Source organism: Flexilinea flocculi (assembly GCF_001192795.1).
GTDB classification, from domain to species: Bacteria; Chloroflexota; Anaerolineae; order Anaerolineales; family Anaerolineaceae; genus Flexilinea; species Flexilinea flocculi.
This window is the reverse complement of the sequence record NZ_DF968179.1, coordinates 211,870-227,359: the sequence shown is the minus strand read 5'-3', so window position 1 is coordinate 227,359 and position 15,490 is coordinate 211,870. Positions and strand designations below refer to the sequence as shown.

Below are 15,490 nucleotides of genomic sequence, written 5' to 3'. Positions count from 1 at the left end.
CATTTGAATAGTGTCGATTTTAATAATCAGCTTTTAAGGAACGGTTTTGAGACAGTAAATAATTGTTCTAAGATAGTATGACATTTAGCGTATATTCCATTAAGATATCTCGAAATAATTCATAATATCGTTCCATAAGAATTTTTTTTCATCAATCTTTTTATTGTAGTAGTTATAAATCTTAAATAATGATTAATTTCAACTCATGTGGATTTATATGATAACGATTCACATACTACAATTTTTTCGTAGAAACTGAATTTCCATATTGAAACACCAGATTAGATAGCTGACAAAAGGGGAAACAATTTTTTTTGATTATATTTCTAAGCCATCATTTTAATAGGTACATCTTTTTGTAACTACTAATTGTAATTATTTTTTTATTAATATTGAAGTCTTTTTTGATTATGTGTCATTGATCAGAAAAACTACTGACATTCGTTATGACAATCTTAACCCAGTCCAAAATTGAAAGCAGTAAGTATTTTCGAGAAGCTTCCAATATTCAACAATACGAAATATGGAGAGAATCCTTTGTTGTTATGATGTTTTTATTTTCGCGTATAAATTTCACAACAATAATTTTTTCTTCCTTTATTCATATAGCGAATCCAAATTTTGAATTAAAGGAATCGTACATGCTTTGTCGGAACAAAAAATTGAGTAAAAAAAAACCGCTTAAAAAAGCGGTTTTTTTTATTTTTACGGAATAACTATGCAGCAGCTTTTACTTCAATTACGGCACCGGCAGCTTCAAGTTTTGATTTTGCATCATTTGCTGCTTCTTTACCAACTGCAGAAAGTACTTTTCCACCGGCAGTTTCTGCCATTTGTTTTGCTTCGACTAAACCAAGATTGGTTAAGACACGGATCACTTTAATGGTCTCAATCTTCTTTGGGCCAGCATCTTTCAAAATGACATCAAATTCTGTCGGTTCTTCAACAGGAGCAGCTGCTTCAGCAGTTGCAGCAACAGCAGCAACAGCAACAGGAGCAGCAGCGGAAACGCCCCATTTTTCCTCTAAAGCTTTTACTAATTCAGAAGCTTCTAAAACGCTCAAAGCGCTTAATTCATCAACAAGTTTAGCAATATCAGCCATTATAAAACTCCTACAAAAATATTTTTATTTTTTACAAATCGAATGTCCCAACATTTACTCAGCAGCAGGTGCTTCTTCTTTTGTAACATGGGCTTGAACCACAGCAGCAACCGAACGTCCCGGTTCTGCGATAACACGTGCGAGTTGAGATGCAGGAGCCAAAATGGTTCCAAGCAATTTTGCACGCATAACGGGCAATGGCGGAAGACTGGCTAATGCTTTTATTTCTTCTCCAGAAATAACATCTTTATTCAGATATCCACCCTTAATGCGGAAAGCGTAGTCCTTTGAAATGTCCACAATCGCTTTTGCAACCGCAGAAACATCATTGAAAGCAAATCCAACCAGATTTGTACTGGCAAGATCCATCTTTCCAAAATCGTTTTCAGACAAAACTTTTTGCATCAACGTGTTTTTGACTACATGGGATTCTCCGCCCGCTTCTCTGACTTTTGCACGAATTCCATCAATCACTTTCATATCCATCTTTTTGTATTCCATCATGAATACGGCGTTGCTTTTCTCAAGCCATTTGGAATAACGTGCCATCATTTCGTTTTTCTCAGATTTTGTGAAGGCCAATGAATTTATCCTCCTTCCTTCATAATTTGATTAAAAAAAGTCTTTGCCTCAAACTGCAAGGCAAAGACTATAGCTCATCGGTTGATGATTGTCATTCGCCTCGGCAGGATATTAAGCCTTGCGGCACCGGCTGTCTACAGTGAATTCTTATGCGGTTGTATTACGATATGTTATGCCAGTGGTTCCATGTTCTGAGCGCTGTTCAGATCAACTTTGATTCCAGGTCCCATTGTTGAAGTTACTGTAATCCTCTTAATGTAAGTCCCTTTGGCACCTGACGGTTTTGCTTTTCGAACCGCTTCGACAAAGGCATAAAAATTTTGATACAGTTTTTCAACTTCGAAAGAGGCTTTTCCAATCGGTACATGAAGGTTCGCAGACTTGTCCAATCTGAATTCTACACGACCGGCTTTCGCTTCTTTAATAACACGAGGCAGATCTTCTGCCGGGCAAACTGTTCCAGCTTTCGGGTTCGGCATCAATCCTCTGGGGCCTAATACTCTACCCAATCGTCCAGCTTTTGCCATCATATCGGGAGTAGCAATTGCCACATCGAAATCCGTGAACCCTTGCTGAATTTTTTGAATCCATTCGTCGCTATCTGCCACAATATCGGCTCCACCTTCTAAAGCTTTCGCAGCGCCTTCACCTTGTGCAAAAACCAATACACGTACGGTCTTTCCCAAACCATTCGGAAGAACAACTACATCACGTACCTGTTGATCAGCCTGACGTGGATCGAGTCCCATTCTCATGTGAACTTCGATTGTCGAATCGAATTTCGTAACACATGTCTCTTTCGCTAATGCCAATGCGTCTTTCGGCAAATAGGCTGTTAAACTATCTACTTTTTTTTGTGCTTCGTTAAATTTCTTACCGTGTCTTGCCATTATCACTCCTTGTGGTGCAATCGAGTATTCTTACACTCTCCCACATAAAATTAGTCAACTACCTGAAGTCCCATGTTGTGGGCAGTTCCTTCAATTTGTTTCATCGCGCCTTCGATATCAACAGCATTCATATCTTTGAATTTTGTTTCAGCAATTTCTTTGATCTGAGCACGTGTAATTTTTCCAACCTTGCCTTTACTGGCAAGCGGTGAAGCAGTCTCGATTCCTGCTGCACGTTTGATCAGATATGATGCCGGAGGGGTTTTCAGAATGAAAGTGAAAGAACCATCGGTGTAGACGGTAATTTCAGCAGGAACAATTTCGCCGACACGATTTTGTGTGCGAGCATTATATTCCTTCACAAACGCCATGATGTTGATACCATGACCTGCAAGCGCAGGACCAACCGGAGGTGCCGGATTTGCTTTTCCTGCATTTAAATTTAGTTTTACAATTGCTTTTAGTTTCTTTGCCACAATTTCTCCTTCGTGGTACTAGCGGATTTTATCCTTCCACAAATTTCAAGAGATCAGTATCGCAGCTGAATCTCTCATCTTACAACGATTTCTTTTATGCTTTCTCAACCTGTAAAAAGTCCAACTCTACAGGTGTCTCACGCCCAAAGAAATTTACCATGACGCGTACTTTAGATTTTTCCTGATCAATTTCTGATACTGTACCACGGAAATCGTTGAATGGCCCATCCACAATGCGGACCCTTTCACCAATTTTGTAGGTAACGCTGACAACCGGAGCTTCTGATTCCATCCGTTTGATAATTGAACTGACTTCTTCAGTACGCAGCGGGGTGGGTTGGTTTCCCATTCCGACAAATCCGGTCACACCCGGGGTATTCCGTACAATATACCAGGATTCCTCAGTCAGAATCATGTTGACAAGAACATAACCAGGGAATATATGACGTTCAATCGTTTTACGCTTCCCATCTTTTACTTCAATCTCTTCCTGGGTAGGAATGACAACATCAAATATTTTTTCTTTCATACCCATAGATTCGATACGCTGCTCAAGATTATGCCGTACTTTGTTTTCATATCCTGAATAACAATGAACAACAAACCAGCCACGTTCTTCGGTGCTTTCGATTTTTTCGTCATCCTGATTGATCTTTTGTTTCGGAACTTTCGCAGTCCGTTTCGCCTTGGGAGCAGCTGCTTTTCCAGCTTTGCTGTCTTCAGCAAAATCTGCATTTTCATTCAGCTCTGAAACATCCAGATCGTCAAATTCCTGAGAATTCATTGATTTTACCTGCTTCTTTTATCCTAATAATGCACCGATAAGTTTTGAAAAAGCGAAATCAATAATACCTAAAAAAGCTGCCATAGCAAATACAACTACCAGGACAATTTTTGTCATCCGCCAGGCATCTTCCCGTGTTGGCCAAACAACTTTTTTTAACTCACCCAATGTTTCATTCCACCATTTTCTGAGTTTGCCAACTTTTTTAGGCTGTTGTTTTACTTCTGTTTTCACGATTTTTTGATTTTTCAAATCTGCCATAGGTTTTCCTACTCCTTATCGTATGGCTACAAACGCCGCTATTGTAGCGGCGTTGCCATTTTTAGCAGGTGAAGCAGGAATTGAACCCACAACCTCCTGTTTTGGAGACAGGCGCTCTGCCTAATTGAGCTATTCACCTAAATTGCCGGTATATGATTGTACCGGCAATGTTCTACCAATTATTTTGTTTCCCGATGCATCGTATGTTTCCGGCAACGAGAACAATACTTACTCAGCTCCATTCTGCCGGGATCATTACGACGATTCTTCTGTGTCGTATAATTCCGCTCTTTACATTCCGTGCAAGCCAGATAGATTACCGGCCGAATATCTTTCTTTTTTGATGCCATTTTCTTTTCCTTCAGCGATTATGCTGAAATCCCTTCTATCCAAGAATCTCGGTGATCACACCAGCACCCACAGTCAGACCGCCTTCGCGAATCGCGAATTTCGAACCCTGTTCCAATGCGACCGGTATAATTAATTCGACAGTCATATCAACATTATCGCCCGGCATCACCATTTCGACGCCTTCTGGTAATCCAATGTTTCCTGTTACATCCATTGTCCGGATGTAGAATTGCGGCCGATATCCATTGAAGAATGGTTTATGGCGTCCGCCTTCTTCACGTTTCAACACATACACACGCGCCTTGAATTTGGTATGCGGCTTGATGCTTCCCGGTTTCGCTACTACCATTCCGCGTTCTACGTCTTCACGTTCAATTCCGCGCAACAGAATTCCCAGGTTATCTCCTGCCATACCTTCATCCACGATCTTGTGGAACATTTCGACGCCCGTACATACACTGTTCATGCTCTTTTCGCGCAGTCCAACGATTTCTACCGGATCTGATACTTTGATGTGCCCGCGATCAACTCTTCCTGTCACCACGGTGCCGCGCCCTTTGATTGAGAACACGTCTTCAATCGGCATCATGAACGGTTTTTCAATTTCCCGTACCGGTGTCGGTATATAGCTGTCTACCGCTGCCAGCAATTCTTTGATGCAGGCATATTCCGGCGCATTCGGATCTGTGCTGGTGCTCTCCAGCGCTTTCAATGCTGATCCGCGAATAATCGGTGTTTCGTCTCCCGGGAATCCGTATCCGGTCAACATGTCGCGCAGTTCCATCTCCACCAGTTCCAGCAGTTCCGGATCATCCATCTGGTCTGTCTTATTCAAGAAGATCAGAATGCTCGGTACTTCCACCTGCCGCGCCAGCAATACATGCTCTTTGGTCTGCGGCATCGGCCCGTCCGGCGCTGCCACAACCAGGATCGCTCCATCGACCTGCGCCGCTCCGGTAATCATGTTCTTAATATAGTCACGATGTCCCGGCATATCCACGTGCGCATAATGGCGATTTTCTGTTTCGTATTCGACGTGCGCAATATTGATCGTAATTCCACGTGCTTTTTCTTCCGGCGCATTATCGATCTGATCATACGCTTTGAAATCTGCTTCACCTAACATCGCGCAATACTTTGTGATTGCTGCGGTTAATGTCGTTTTACCATGATCAATGTGCCCCATGGTTCCCACGTTTACGTGAGGTTTTGATCGGTCAAAATGTTGTTTTGCCATTTCTTTCTCCCTAAATTGCCGGACGTTATGAGTCCATTCGTCAAAAAGAGCCCTCAATGAGATTCGAACCCATGACCTCAGTCTTACCAAGACTGCGCTCTACCGACTGAGCTATGAGGGCTTATCTTGCTTCAGGAACTTCGCCGATGCAAATATTCCTTTGATCTGATTTGAAGAGCATGAATTATAAATATGCTCTACAAAATTATCAGTGGACGGTGAAGGATTCGAACCTCCGAAAGCTTCTGCTATCTGATTTACAGTCAGACCCCGTTGGCCGCTTGGGTAACCGTCCGAATGGAACTGTTATCAGTTCGAAAGTAAATTTGATCGTATCAAACTCACTTGCCAACTTATAACTGAGCCGACAATGGGACTCGAACCCATGACCTGCCGCTTACAAGGCGGCTGCTCTACCAACTGAGCTATGTCGGCGACATTTTAATGTTCGCCTCGCGTCGGCTATTATAACAGAGTTTTTTCTTCATGACAAGATTGTTAAAAAACGCTCGTTTCTCCGTCCGACGCAAACAGAAAGCAGTTTATCAGAATCCAAATCAACGGTCAAGTCATTTAATAAAAATCATTACCAGTCAGTAGTTTTCGTGAATTGAAAAAGTAAATGCAACCTGGTTGTTTGCAGTAATCAAACAAATTCGAGAGGATACCTGAGGAAAGAGAAGAAAAATCGTTGTGCAATTTTTTCACGAAGCGTAAAAAATTACACAACGATAAAGAATTCTTTTTTCAACTGCCGATCAGACAGAAAAGCTATTGACAAAAACCCAAGGTGTTCTGCGAATGGAATTGTAGAAATATTTCCGGATCAGTTGTTCCACATCTTTTTCAAGATTATTTTTGTTTGAATTTTTATTTTTGATGCAAAAATCAATAATCGCTTTTTTTAGTTCCTCTTGAATTTCCGACATCTCTTTTTCAGCCAGAACACCATACTGTTGAATTCGCGGTTCTTTAAACAAACCTCCGCTAGATTTATCAAACAACAGTGTGATGATCACAATACCACCTTCAGCGAGCTTCTCCCGGTCACGCATCACATCAAAATTTATATCGCCAACATTGGATCCATCCACCAATACCATTGAGGCAGGATACTGATCTCCCAACCTCATTTTTCCGTGGTTGAATATAATCGACTGGCCATTTTCAATCACAGCAATATTCTGTTCTGGAATGCCCATGTACATACCGATTTTTGCCTGCTGATATAAATGCCGTAATTCTCCATGCACAGGAATGAAATATTTTGGCCGGATTAAATTTAAAAGCAGCTTCATTTCTTCCTGACAGGCATGTCCGGAAACATGGACGGACATCAATGAATGATAGATTACGTTTGCACCCATACGGAAAAGCCGATTAATTACAGTTGAAACATTTTCTTCATTTCCAGGTATGGGATGAGAAGAGAATACTACCGTATCGCCAGATTTAATACTGAACGCGTTATATTTGCCAGTTGACAGACGCCCTAAAATCGATGTCGGTTCTCCCTGAGAACCTGTACAAAGAATTAATACTTCTTTATCGGGAAGACTTAGCGCCTCTTCCATTGAAACGATGCTGTCTTCAGGAATTTTGATATAACCAAGCTTTGTCGCCAGACTGACGTTGTCAATCATACTCGTTCCGACAATACAGATCTTTCTGCGATGTCGCCGAGCAATGGTTGTGACTTGCTGTAAGCGAGAAATCAAAGAGGCAAAACTGGAAATAATGACTCTGCCTTTGGCTTCAGCAAATACATCTTCAAACGCTTTGTTGATATCCATTTCAGAAGGTGTTGTTCCTGGCCGTTCCGCATTGGTCGAATCGCTTAACAAGACTAAAACACCGCGCTTTCCCAATTCAGATAGTTTTCCAAAATCGCTTGGCCAATGATCGATCGGGGTCTGATCAAATTTATAATCGCCACTGTGAACGATTAATCCTGCCGGTGTCGTAATGGCAAGCCCTACTCCGTCAGGAATGGAATGCGTCATGTGAAATGTCTCAATGTGAAATGGACCTAAATCCCAGGCATCTCCTGCGTTCTTAATATTTATTTTGGTTTTTGCCAGTTTGCCGCCTCGAGCCAGTTTGACTTCTGCCATTCCAGCCGTCAGAGGAGTCGCAAATATTGGAACATTTTCAATCACATCAAACAGATGCGGTAAACCGCCAATGTGATCTTCATGACCATGAGTCAGGAGAATTCCAAGTATTTGTTTCGATTTCCCTTGCAGAAAATGCATATCCGGAATGATATAGTCAACACCGATCATGCTGTTGTCTGGAAATTGGACGCCGCAATCAATAATGAGATATTGGTTTTGAAAACCGACTATCATCATATTTCTGCCGACTTCGCCCAAACCTCCTAACGGAAGAATCAGTAAATCCTGTTCCTTCTGTAATTTTCCGTGGGAGGCTTTTTTATTTGATTTGTCTTGAAGAGTATCCGATACTTTTTGAGGAACAAGTGGAGTTTCCTTTACCTGTTTTGCTCCTGTCCTTTGTCCCTTTTTCTTTCCGGATATCTTTTGTTCTTTTTGTTCACTCATAAAATTATTTTATCTTTCTTAACTCTTCAAAAAGGTTTTTTTGTTTTTCATTTAACGTACGCGGGAGGATTACTTTTATCTTTCCGTATAAATCACCGCGGCTGTTTTTGTCTTTCAATTTTGGCATACCTTTACCAGTAAGCCGAATTAATTGATCCGGTTGCGTTCCAGCGGGAATCTTAAGTTCAAGTTTTTCATCAATTGACTGGAAAATTATCTGACCTCCCAACACTGCTGTATAGAGATCAACCGGTATATCAATATACAGATCATCACCTTTTCTTTCAAAGCGCATATCTTTTGTCACTTCAATAACCAGAATCAGATCACCTTTTCCACCTGCCTGATCCAGAACACCTGCGAGGCGAATTTTCGTTCCATTTTTTGCCCCTGCCGGAATTTTTGCTTCGATTTTTTTTCCGTTGATATTCAAGATGAGCAGCGTTCCGTGGAATGCCTGTTCCAGGTTTATTGTTACCTTTTGTTCTTGAATCTGCGGAACATCTTGTTGGAAGACCGATGAAAAATCACTTGTGCGTGTCCTTCTGGTACTGCCAAAAGGGGACTGCGATCTTTGGGAAGAACCCATACCGCCAAAAATCTGGGAAAAAAAGTCGGAAAACCCGCCTGCTCCTCCAAATTCACTGCCGAAGAAATCGCTAAAATCTTGATAAGAACTTTGAGTATTTCCTTTTTGTGCAGTGGTCGAATACCAATTACTCCAATTGTAGTTGCTGCTGTTACCGCCCTGTTGTTCCCAATCATGATAGGACGATCCCAATTGATCATAGCGTGCCCGTTTTTCCTTATCATTCAATACGGCATACGCTTCATTGATCTCCTTGAACATTTCCTCAGCTTTTTTATTACCCGGATTGTGATCCGGATGGTACTTCTTTGCCAATTCTCTGTAAGCTTTTCGAATTTCTTCACTTGAAGCAGTTTTTGATACTCCAAGTACTTGATAGTAATCTTTGTATTGCATGTTTCCTCTTCATCACACGAATTTATTCCGATATCTTCAATCGTTTGATCTATTATTCGAGTGGTCAAAAAATCAGTAAATTTGAAATATGGGGAGGATTATTATCGTTCTCTCTTTATCCCAAAAGCAAATCTACATTCCGCATAATTGCTTAAAAAAAGGAGTGCCGGATATCTCTTGGACACTCCCTACTATTAAAGATTTTACAATGTAATTGTCGGATTTTTATTAGAGATGACAAATTTTTTATTGAAAAGCCGCAGGAACTTCAAATTTTCTATTTCCATTCACAAATTGATCTGAAATTCGAGACTCGTCCACTGTGATCAACCTGTTAAAATAGTTTTTCAGCTTTTCTCGTCCGACCTCAATATCATCCGTATCCGCAACGACGCTGCCGATTTCTTCCATTTGAAAAAGTTTTTCCATGTATTTTTCTTTTTCGACCAAAGCTTCATGAGAAGGAAGGAACCATTTTGCTTCTAAATGATCTAAGATCGTTATCGTTTTTTGGAATTCTGAGAGCTTGATTGATCCGTTTCGATATGGATCTTCATAACAGCAATCACCTAAAAACACAATACTTTCCTGCGGAACATAAACGATGGTGGAATCATCGCTGTGTGATCCGCCGACATGAATCAGTTGACAGTCAATATCGCCGATTCGAACAGCACATTGAACCACGAATGTAATATCTGCTGGTTTTATTTTGAAAGAGTGACGTATAGGCATTTCTTTTTTGATCATTTCCGCCGCAGCCGGATTTTCAACTCCAGCAGCTACCCTTGAGTTTAGAGAACTGTCCGACCAGTCCCATCGTTGCATGATCTGAAGGCGTTCATTGGTTAATGCATGTGCTATTGATTTTGCAGGTGATCCGGATAAACCAAAAATGTGATTCCAATGCCAATGAGTCAAGACAATAAACTCTGGATCGGGTAATCCGATGCTTCGAACATTCCCATAAAAATGAGAAATATGATCGGGAGAATTTCCTGCATCGATCATCAGACTGGCGCGGCCGCATGCGACATATCCCAAAGCCGGCCGGTTGGTTTGATCATCCTTTGGTAAATACCATGTATGGTCACTAATTTGGTATAACATATGCTGCCCCCTAACATAAATTCACAATTGGCAAAGCGCTGTCAGATTTTTCTTGATTCAGCAACGTTTTTTAAGATAACGATATCTTTATCAAAAAAATGCCGATATTTGATGTTATTTTAGCGTATTCATCAATTTCTATCAAATTTTTTGAATTATTTGACAATTTTCAAAAAATAGCAATTCGAATTTTGAGAGAAAAAAGTAGTTAAGTTGCTTTTGCACCTCGCGCAAAGACAACACAACAACAAAGAATTCTCCGAAATTTCGAATCGCAGAAATTAACATAAAAAGACCGGATGAAAATCCATCCGGTCTCTTTGATTGTAAAAATCAATTTTGGAGATCAAAATAAACATCACAAAACGATTCACTGCCATCACTCATGTAGAACTTCATCCATGGTTTCGTCGTTGTATCATCTTTATTCCATAATTTTGCAGTAAATTCGACTTTTGCTTCCTGGCCAGGTTGAGTTTCAGGAATTACAATGGATTCGCTGTCTAAATAAAGATTATCGCTTATACCCGAACTGACAAGTGTGTATTTATCAGGACTCCATGTTGAAAAGCCAGCGTTTGTTACATACCAGGTGATGTTATAGGTATCTTCCAATGAATGATCGACCTCAATATGTTGTGTACCGCAGGCATTTAATGCAGTTGGTTCAGCCTCTGCGGTATCCGCTTCCGGAATACTTGTCGGATTTATGTCGCTGTCAGTGCCCTCCGGTTTTTCCAATTCAACCGTTTCTGTTGAGTTGACGCTTAGATTATCCACAACTGGCTCAGAACTATCCTTTGTATCGGCAGTATCTGCGGTTTCAGCAGCTTCTTCCCGAACTTGAATTTCTACCCAAAAAGCAGTATTGGCATATGCACCAAAACCGAATGAATATCCCAGATTATCCTGAAGCATGTAATATGCGCGATACAAACCAGGTTTGGCAGGGGCTCGAAGATCAATGCTGATTTCAACGGTCTCCCCCGGATAGACTTTCTTCGGAAGATGGATATATTCCGGACCACTCATTGAATCGCCGCCAGTAAAGATCAAGGTATAACTTTCATCCCAAACACATGTACCGCCGTTTGTCATTCGCCAGGTTTTACGGAAATATGTGTTAGGAGCAAAGATTTCACCGTCGGGTATCGTCACGTCGCTGACTGACTTGGACTTGATTTTGTTATTGCAGAACGGGTTTCTGCCCGTCTGATGGGATTGAGGCATTGGGCTGCATTGCACTCCATAACAAGGCTTCACGCAATTGCAGTTGTAAGTTCCAACACAATAACAATTATTCTGCCATGTAGAAATATTGACCCATATCGGGATGTCGCCGCAAGGACCAACGCCAAATGTTGTTCCATCAGGGCTCATGATCATCCAATTGCCGCGAAAAGTTCCAACACTATTAGGGGCAATTAGATTAACACTGATATCCACTGTTTGTCCAGGAGCCACATAGCGCGGTATCGGAATCGACTGCGGAGCGGACATGCTATCCCCGCTCACAAACACCAGTCTATAACTGCTGTTCCAGGCACAGGATCCTGTATTCCGAATTCTCCATGTTTTTGTAAAATAATATCCGGGCGCAATATAAGTTCCATCCGCATAGGTTACATCCTGGACAAATTCTGCTCGATTACAAGGATTAAACCACTGAACAGGACAGCAATAGCCATAATTACAGTTATTGCCGGATCTATTACCTTGCCACCAATCGTTATCCCAATTCGGATAGGGAGAATTCCATTCCGGAGTATATGGATCATAGCCGTTATAATATTGCTCTTGTGAAATCTGGCCGGATGCTTCTGCCGCATTCATCCCTGCCAATAAAAGAATCCCTATCAACATGATTGATACAACAATCCACTTCTTATTCATATCTACCTCCAATAATGATCTCCAGTAGTATTTTCCTTTATGTTGAGAGCAGTCTCCGGGTTTTGAAAATTCGGTTGATAAAGAATACATCGATCCAAACGTGGTTCTTCTTCCTCCGGATTGATTTTTCCCGGTTTCTTTCTACTTAGTGTAGTGCAAGTTTCATGCTAACTTGATTATTTTCGAATTAAACGGTTCAAATCATTGGAAAATCATCAGACCAAAGAGAAAAGTAGATGAAAAACAAGAAAAGTCACCCATAACAGATGACTTTTCTTGTTTTTCTTTTTCAGGTATTGATTGCGTTGATTTCTGAATATCGCAGATCAAACTGCAAAGTCCTTTGGTTTATGGCCAATTCGGCCACGGATTGGGGTCATAAGGCGGTCTTGGGTTATATTGATTACATGAATATCCATAACATTGCGGGTAACAATTATAGTAGTTATAGCCGCAATTGTTATAGTAATTCCATGTCTGCGTTGTTGTGATCTCTACCCAAACTGCAACTTGACAGGAAGCTCCAACACCAAAGGTCTGTCCTGTATCGCTTCTGAGAATCCAGTTTCCCTTAAATGTGCCACCGTAATTTGGTGCCACCAGGTTGACAGACAAATCAACCGTCTGTCCTGGAGCTACATTATACGGAAGAGAAATTGCCGATGGACCTGACATTTGGTTCCCGTTCGAAAACACCAGTTGATAACCTGTAGTCCAGGTTACGTTTCCGGAATTACGAATTCGCCATGTTTTCGTAAACGCGGTTCCCGGCGCAATATACGTCTTGTCAGGAATCGTTACATCGCTCACAAAAGATCCGCATAACGAAGGTGCCGGTCTGTAGCAATTCCATCCATAACACGGATTGGGATATCCGCAATTCCAGGAACTTCCACTCCAGCAATTCTGATTCCAAGGATCCGGATTGTTGTGATGCGGATATTGCCACCATTGGTCGCCATCGGCTGAAACCATTCCCGCTGTAGCGAAGGAAATCAGTACCACAGAAAGAAGCGCCAAAACGAATTTCTTTTTCATAAATACCTCCTTTTTAAAAATTTTCAGCCCGATATTTCTCTGAATACTTCCTATCGTGCAAGTTCTGTACTTATTTTCAAAATTGGTGTTTTATCACTGAAAAAACTTGCCTTTTTATGCAAACGATGTGTTTTTCTATTATTAGTACGCTGGATCAAGAAAATAGTTTCCCGACCAAAAATCAACCGTTCAAAAAAATTAAAAAATATTTTAGAAAGCAGTAATTCAAAAGATCGGGCGGATTCTTTGGCGTTGTGATTTTTTTCCAGAATATTTCAAATAGCAATTCTATATTTCGAATTATTGACAAAGAGTAACTGATTCTCTGAATAATTCTGTTGATTCATCAAATTTTTCAAATGAGAGAATCCAGATTGAGTAAATTGCCATTTCTGATTGAATAAATAGAAAAACCGTTCTTCTTTTCAAAAGGAAAGAACGGTTTCACACTGTAACGGATGCTTATGATACTGCTGAAAAACCTAATTTCGTTTAGGTCGAATTACATCTGCATAAAAATGATTAACAAAATATCATCTGTATATTATTTTCTTGAAAAAAGCGGAGTTCTCAGACTGCAACAGGATGCGGCATTCCATAAAGCTGATCTCGAACTTGATTAAATTGTCTGCGAAATCGGTTATCGCTTTCTAACAGACTGGCAATTTTTTCACATCCATGAATCACCGTGGAATGATCGCGGCCGCCCAAAGCCTGTCCGATTTGCGGCAAAGAGACATTTTCTTCCTCGCGCATTAAGTACATCACGACTTGTCGTGATAGGGATACATCTCGGCTTCTGTCTCGGCTCATGATTTTTTCCGGATCAACACCGAACGTTTTTGCAACAGCATTAACAATATCGCTGGTCTGTAATCCAGCATGGGCAGGAATCATATCCGCAAGAGACATCAACACCAAATCTTTGTCTAATGGCCGTTTGCAAAGGTCTGAAACCGCCAAAATCCTGGTCAAGGCTCCCTCTAATTCGCGAATGTTGGATTGGATTCCTTTGGCAATCAACTCCAATACATCCATCGGTATTTTTCGATTAATCCGTTCTGCCTTTGAAGCAAGAATAGCGATTCGCGTCTCAATATCCGGAGGTTGAATATCTACCGTCAATCCCCATTCAAAACGTGAACGCATCCGTTCATCCAGCGTGGACATGGACTTCGGCGAACGATCGGATGTGATAACGATCTGTTTATCCTGCTGATAAAGTGTATTGAATGTATGAAAAAACTCTTCTTGTGTGCTTTCTTTGCCAATAATAAACTGAATATCATCGATCAATAAAACATCAGCATTGCGGTATTTCTCTCGGAAAGTTGTGTTTTCGTGACGCTGAATGGAATTGATAAAATCATTGGTGAATTCTTCCGAGGAAACGTAGAGAACATTTTTTTCTGTATTTTTTATGATGTGATTTCCGATGGCATGCATCAAGTGAGTCTTCCCCAATCCGACTCCACTGTATAAAAAGAGCGGATTATAGGCAGAAGACGGTATTTCCGCAACTGCACGGCAGGCAGCATGTGCAAAGTTATTCGATGATCCAATGACGAAATTATCAAATGTATAACGAGCATTGATGGTCAAAGTACGACCATAAGGTTTTCCATTCTGAGTCAAATATTCGGTTGTGTTCTTTATCGCAGGCTCAGCGGGCTCGCCATTATCGACGACAAATTTGACTTGCTGAGGCGCTTCAATAATTCCTGACAGTAATCGCACGATTGTTTCGGTCAGACGCTGTTCAAGCCAATCACGTGTAAATGCATTTGGAACACTGATCACAAAAGTATTATTGGTTTGTGAAACAAATTTTGCAGCTCCAAGTAAAGTGGAAAAGGTTTGTCGATCTAAGGACGATTTTAATTGTCCCAGCGTCGCTTCCCAGGCTTTTTCAGCATTAATTTTTTCATCATTATCCATTACTTTTCACATTTCCGTTCTTTTTGGTCAAAAAAAGCGAATAAAAAATAACATTAAGACGTGTTATCTTAAAGATCTTTCGTTTTCGCTTTTTTTTCAAATCGATTATTTTAATCGGTATAGTCAATTCATCCACAGAATGATTTTCTGTATAAGGATAAATAATATTTTAGCATTAAGAACAAGAATAAAATGGATTCTTAAACTTTAAAAAACAGAAACTTTTAAGGTTTAAGAATCTTAAAATTGTTAGTTGAAAGCTATATATTTTCGTGTTT

General features: G+C 40.6%; 14 protein-coding genes, 4 tRNA genes and 1 other annotated feature. All 18 genes read right to left on the bottom strand.

Going from position 1 to position 15,490, the window contains the following annotated elements:
- Nucleotides 1-716 precede the first annotated feature (716 nt).
- Nucleotides 717-1,103, bottom strand: coding sequence for a 50S ribosomal protein L7/L12 (rplL, locus tag ATC1_RS00980; RefSeq protein ID WP_062277234.1), 387 nt, complete (start codon nt 1,101-1,103; stop codon nt 717-719).
- Between the two features lie 54 nt (nt 1,104-1,157).
- Nucleotides 1,158-1,685, bottom strand: coding sequence for a 50S ribosomal protein L10 (rplJ, locus tag ATC1_RS00975; RefSeq protein ID WP_062277231.1), 528 nt, complete (start codon nt 1,683-1,685; stop codon nt 1,158-1,160).
- Nucleotides 1,686-1,709: 24 nt separating this feature from the next.
- Nucleotides 1,710-1,843: a sequence feature (ribosomal protein L10 leader region), on the bottom strand.
- Between the two features lie 12 nt (nt 1,844-1,855).
- On the bottom strand, nt 1,856-2,575 hold the full coding sequence (rplA, locus tag ATC1_RS00970) for a 50S ribosomal protein L1 (RefSeq protein WP_062277228.1): 720 nt from the start codon (nt 2,573-2,575) through the stop codon (nt 1,856-1,858).
- A 50-nt stretch (nt 2,576-2,625) separates the two neighbouring features.
- Nucleotides 2,626-3,051, bottom strand: coding sequence for a 50S ribosomal protein L11 (rplK, locus tag ATC1_RS00965; RefSeq protein WP_062277224.1), 426 nt, complete (start codon nt 3,049-3,051; stop codon nt 2,626-2,628).
- Nucleotides 3,052-3,145: 94 nt separating this feature from the next.
- Nucleotides 3,146-3,835, bottom strand: a complete 690-nt coding sequence (gene nusG / locus ATC1_RS00960) for a transcription termination/antitermination protein NusG (protein ID WP_082174600.1) — start codon at nt 3,833-3,835, stop codon at nt 3,146-3,148.
- Between the two features lie 18 nt (nt 3,836-3,853).
- Entirely contained in the window at nt 3,854-4,096 is a 243-nt protein-coding gene (gene secE, locus ATC1_RS00955; RefSeq protein WP_062277222.1) for a preprotein translocase subunit SecE, read from the bottom strand.
- A 65-nt stretch (nt 4,097-4,161) separates the two neighbouring features.
- Nucleotides 4,162-4,235 (bottom strand) — tRNA-Trp (locus ATC1_RS00950).
- Nucleotides 4,236-4,275: 40 nt separating this feature from the next.
- Complete coding sequence (gene rpmG / locus ATC1_RS00945) at nt 4,276-4,446, bottom strand: 50S ribosomal protein L33 (protein WP_062277218.1); 171 nt, start codon at nt 4,444-4,446, stop codon at nt 4,276-4,278.
- 35 nt (nt 4,447-4,481) lie between these two features.
- Nucleotides 4,482-5,684 carry an elongation factor Tu gene (gene tuf, locus ATC1_RS00940; protein WP_062277215.1) on the bottom strand — a complete coding sequence of 401 codons (1,203 nt, stop codon included), beginning with the start codon at nt 5,682-5,684 and terminating at the stop codon, nt 4,482-4,484.
- Nucleotides 5,685-5,732: 48 nt separating this feature from the next.
- Nucleotides 5,733-5,805 (bottom strand) — tRNA-Thr (locus tag ATC1_RS00935).
- Between the two features lie 91 nt (nt 5,806-5,896).
- A tRNA-Tyr gene (locus ATC1_RS00930) sits at nt 5,897-5,979 on the bottom strand.
- Nucleotides 5,980-6,046: 67 nt separating this feature from the next.
- Nucleotides 6,047-6,119, bottom strand: a tRNA-Thr gene (locus ATC1_RS00925).
- 323 nt (nt 6,120-6,442) lie between these two features.
- Complete coding sequence (locus ATC1_RS00920; RefSeq protein WP_082174599.1) at nt 6,443-8,248, bottom strand: ribonuclease J; 1,806 nt, start codon at nt 8,246-8,248, stop codon at nt 6,443-6,445.
- A 4-nt stretch (nt 8,249-8,252) separates the two neighbouring features.
- Complete coding sequence (locus ATC1_RS00915) at nt 8,253-9,233, bottom strand: DnaJ C-terminal domain-containing protein (RefSeq protein WP_062277213.1); 981 nt, start codon at nt 9,231-9,233, stop codon at nt 8,253-8,255.
- A gap of 246 nt (nt 9,234-9,479) precedes the next feature.
- Nucleotides 9,480-10,343: an MBL fold metallo-hydrolase gene (locus tag ATC1_RS00910; RefSeq protein ID WP_062277210.1), complete on the bottom strand. Its 864-nt coding sequence runs from the start codon at nt 10,341-10,343 to the stop codon at nt 9,480-9,482.
- Nucleotides 10,344-10,676: 333 nt separating this feature from the next.
- Nucleotides 10,677-12,236, bottom strand: coding sequence for an NBR1-Ig-like domain-containing protein (locus ATC1_RS00905; protein WP_062277208.1), 1,560 nt, complete (start codon nt 12,234-12,236; stop codon nt 10,677-10,679).
- A gap of 348 nt (nt 12,237-12,584) precedes the next feature.
- Entirely contained in the window at nt 12,585-13,274 is a 690-nt protein-coding gene (locus ATC1_RS00900) for an NBR1-Ig-like domain-containing protein (protein WP_062277205.1), read from the bottom strand.
- A 570-nt stretch (nt 13,275-13,844) separates the two neighbouring features.
- Nucleotides 13,845-15,212 carry a chromosomal replication initiator protein DnaA gene (gene dnaA / locus ATC1_RS00895; RefSeq protein ID WP_082174597.1) on the bottom strand — a complete coding sequence of 456 codons (1,368 nt, stop codon included), beginning with the start codon at nt 15,210-15,212 and terminating at the stop codon, nt 13,845-13,847.
- Between the last annotated feature and the right edge of the window lie 278 nt (nt 15,213-15,490).

Coding starts and splice junctions, on each gene's coding strand:
- rplL (WP_062277234.1), bottom strand. CDS start 1,103: ATGGCTGATATTGCTAAACTTGTTGATGAATTAAGCGCTTTGAGCGTT.
- rplA (WP_062277228.1), bottom strand. CDS start 2,575: ATGGCAAGACACGGTAAGAAATTTAACGAAGCACAAAAAAAAGTAGAT.
- nusG (WP_082174600.1), bottom strand. CDS start 3,835: ATGAATTCTCAGGAATTTGACGATCTGGATGTTTCAGAGCTGAATGAA.
- secE (WP_062277222.1), bottom strand. CDS start 4,096: ATGGCAGATTTGAAAAATCAAAAAATCGTGAAAACAGAAGTAAAACAA.
- rpmG (WP_062277218.1), bottom strand. CDS start 4,446: ATGGCATCAAAAAAGAAAGATATTCGGCCGGTAATCTATCTGGCTTGC.
- tuf (WP_062277215.1), bottom strand. CDS start 5,684: ATGGCAAAACAACATTTTGACCGATCAAAACCTCACGTAAACGTGGGA.
- ATC1_RS00920 (WP_082174599.1), bottom strand. CDS start 8,248: ATGAGTGAACAAAAAGAACAAAAGATATCCGGAAAGAAAAAGGGACAA.
- ATC1_RS00915 (WP_062277213.1), bottom strand. CDS start 9,233: ATGCAATACAAAGATTACTATCAAGTACTTGGAGTATCAAAAACTGCT.
- ATC1_RS00910 (WP_062277210.1), bottom strand. CDS start 10,343: ATGTTATACCAAATTAGTGACCATACATGGTATTTACCAAAGGATGAT.
- ATC1_RS00905 (WP_062277208.1), bottom strand. CDS start 12,236: ATGAATAAGAAGTGGATTGTTGTATCAATCATGTTGATAGGGATTCTT.
- ATC1_RS00900 (WP_062277205.1), bottom strand. CDS start 13,274: ATGAAAAAGAAATTCGTTTTGGCGCTTCTTTCTGTGGTACTGATTTCC.
- dnaA (WP_082174597.1), bottom strand. CDS start 15,212: ATGGATAATGATGAAAAAATTAATGCTGAAAAAGCCTGGGAAGCGACG.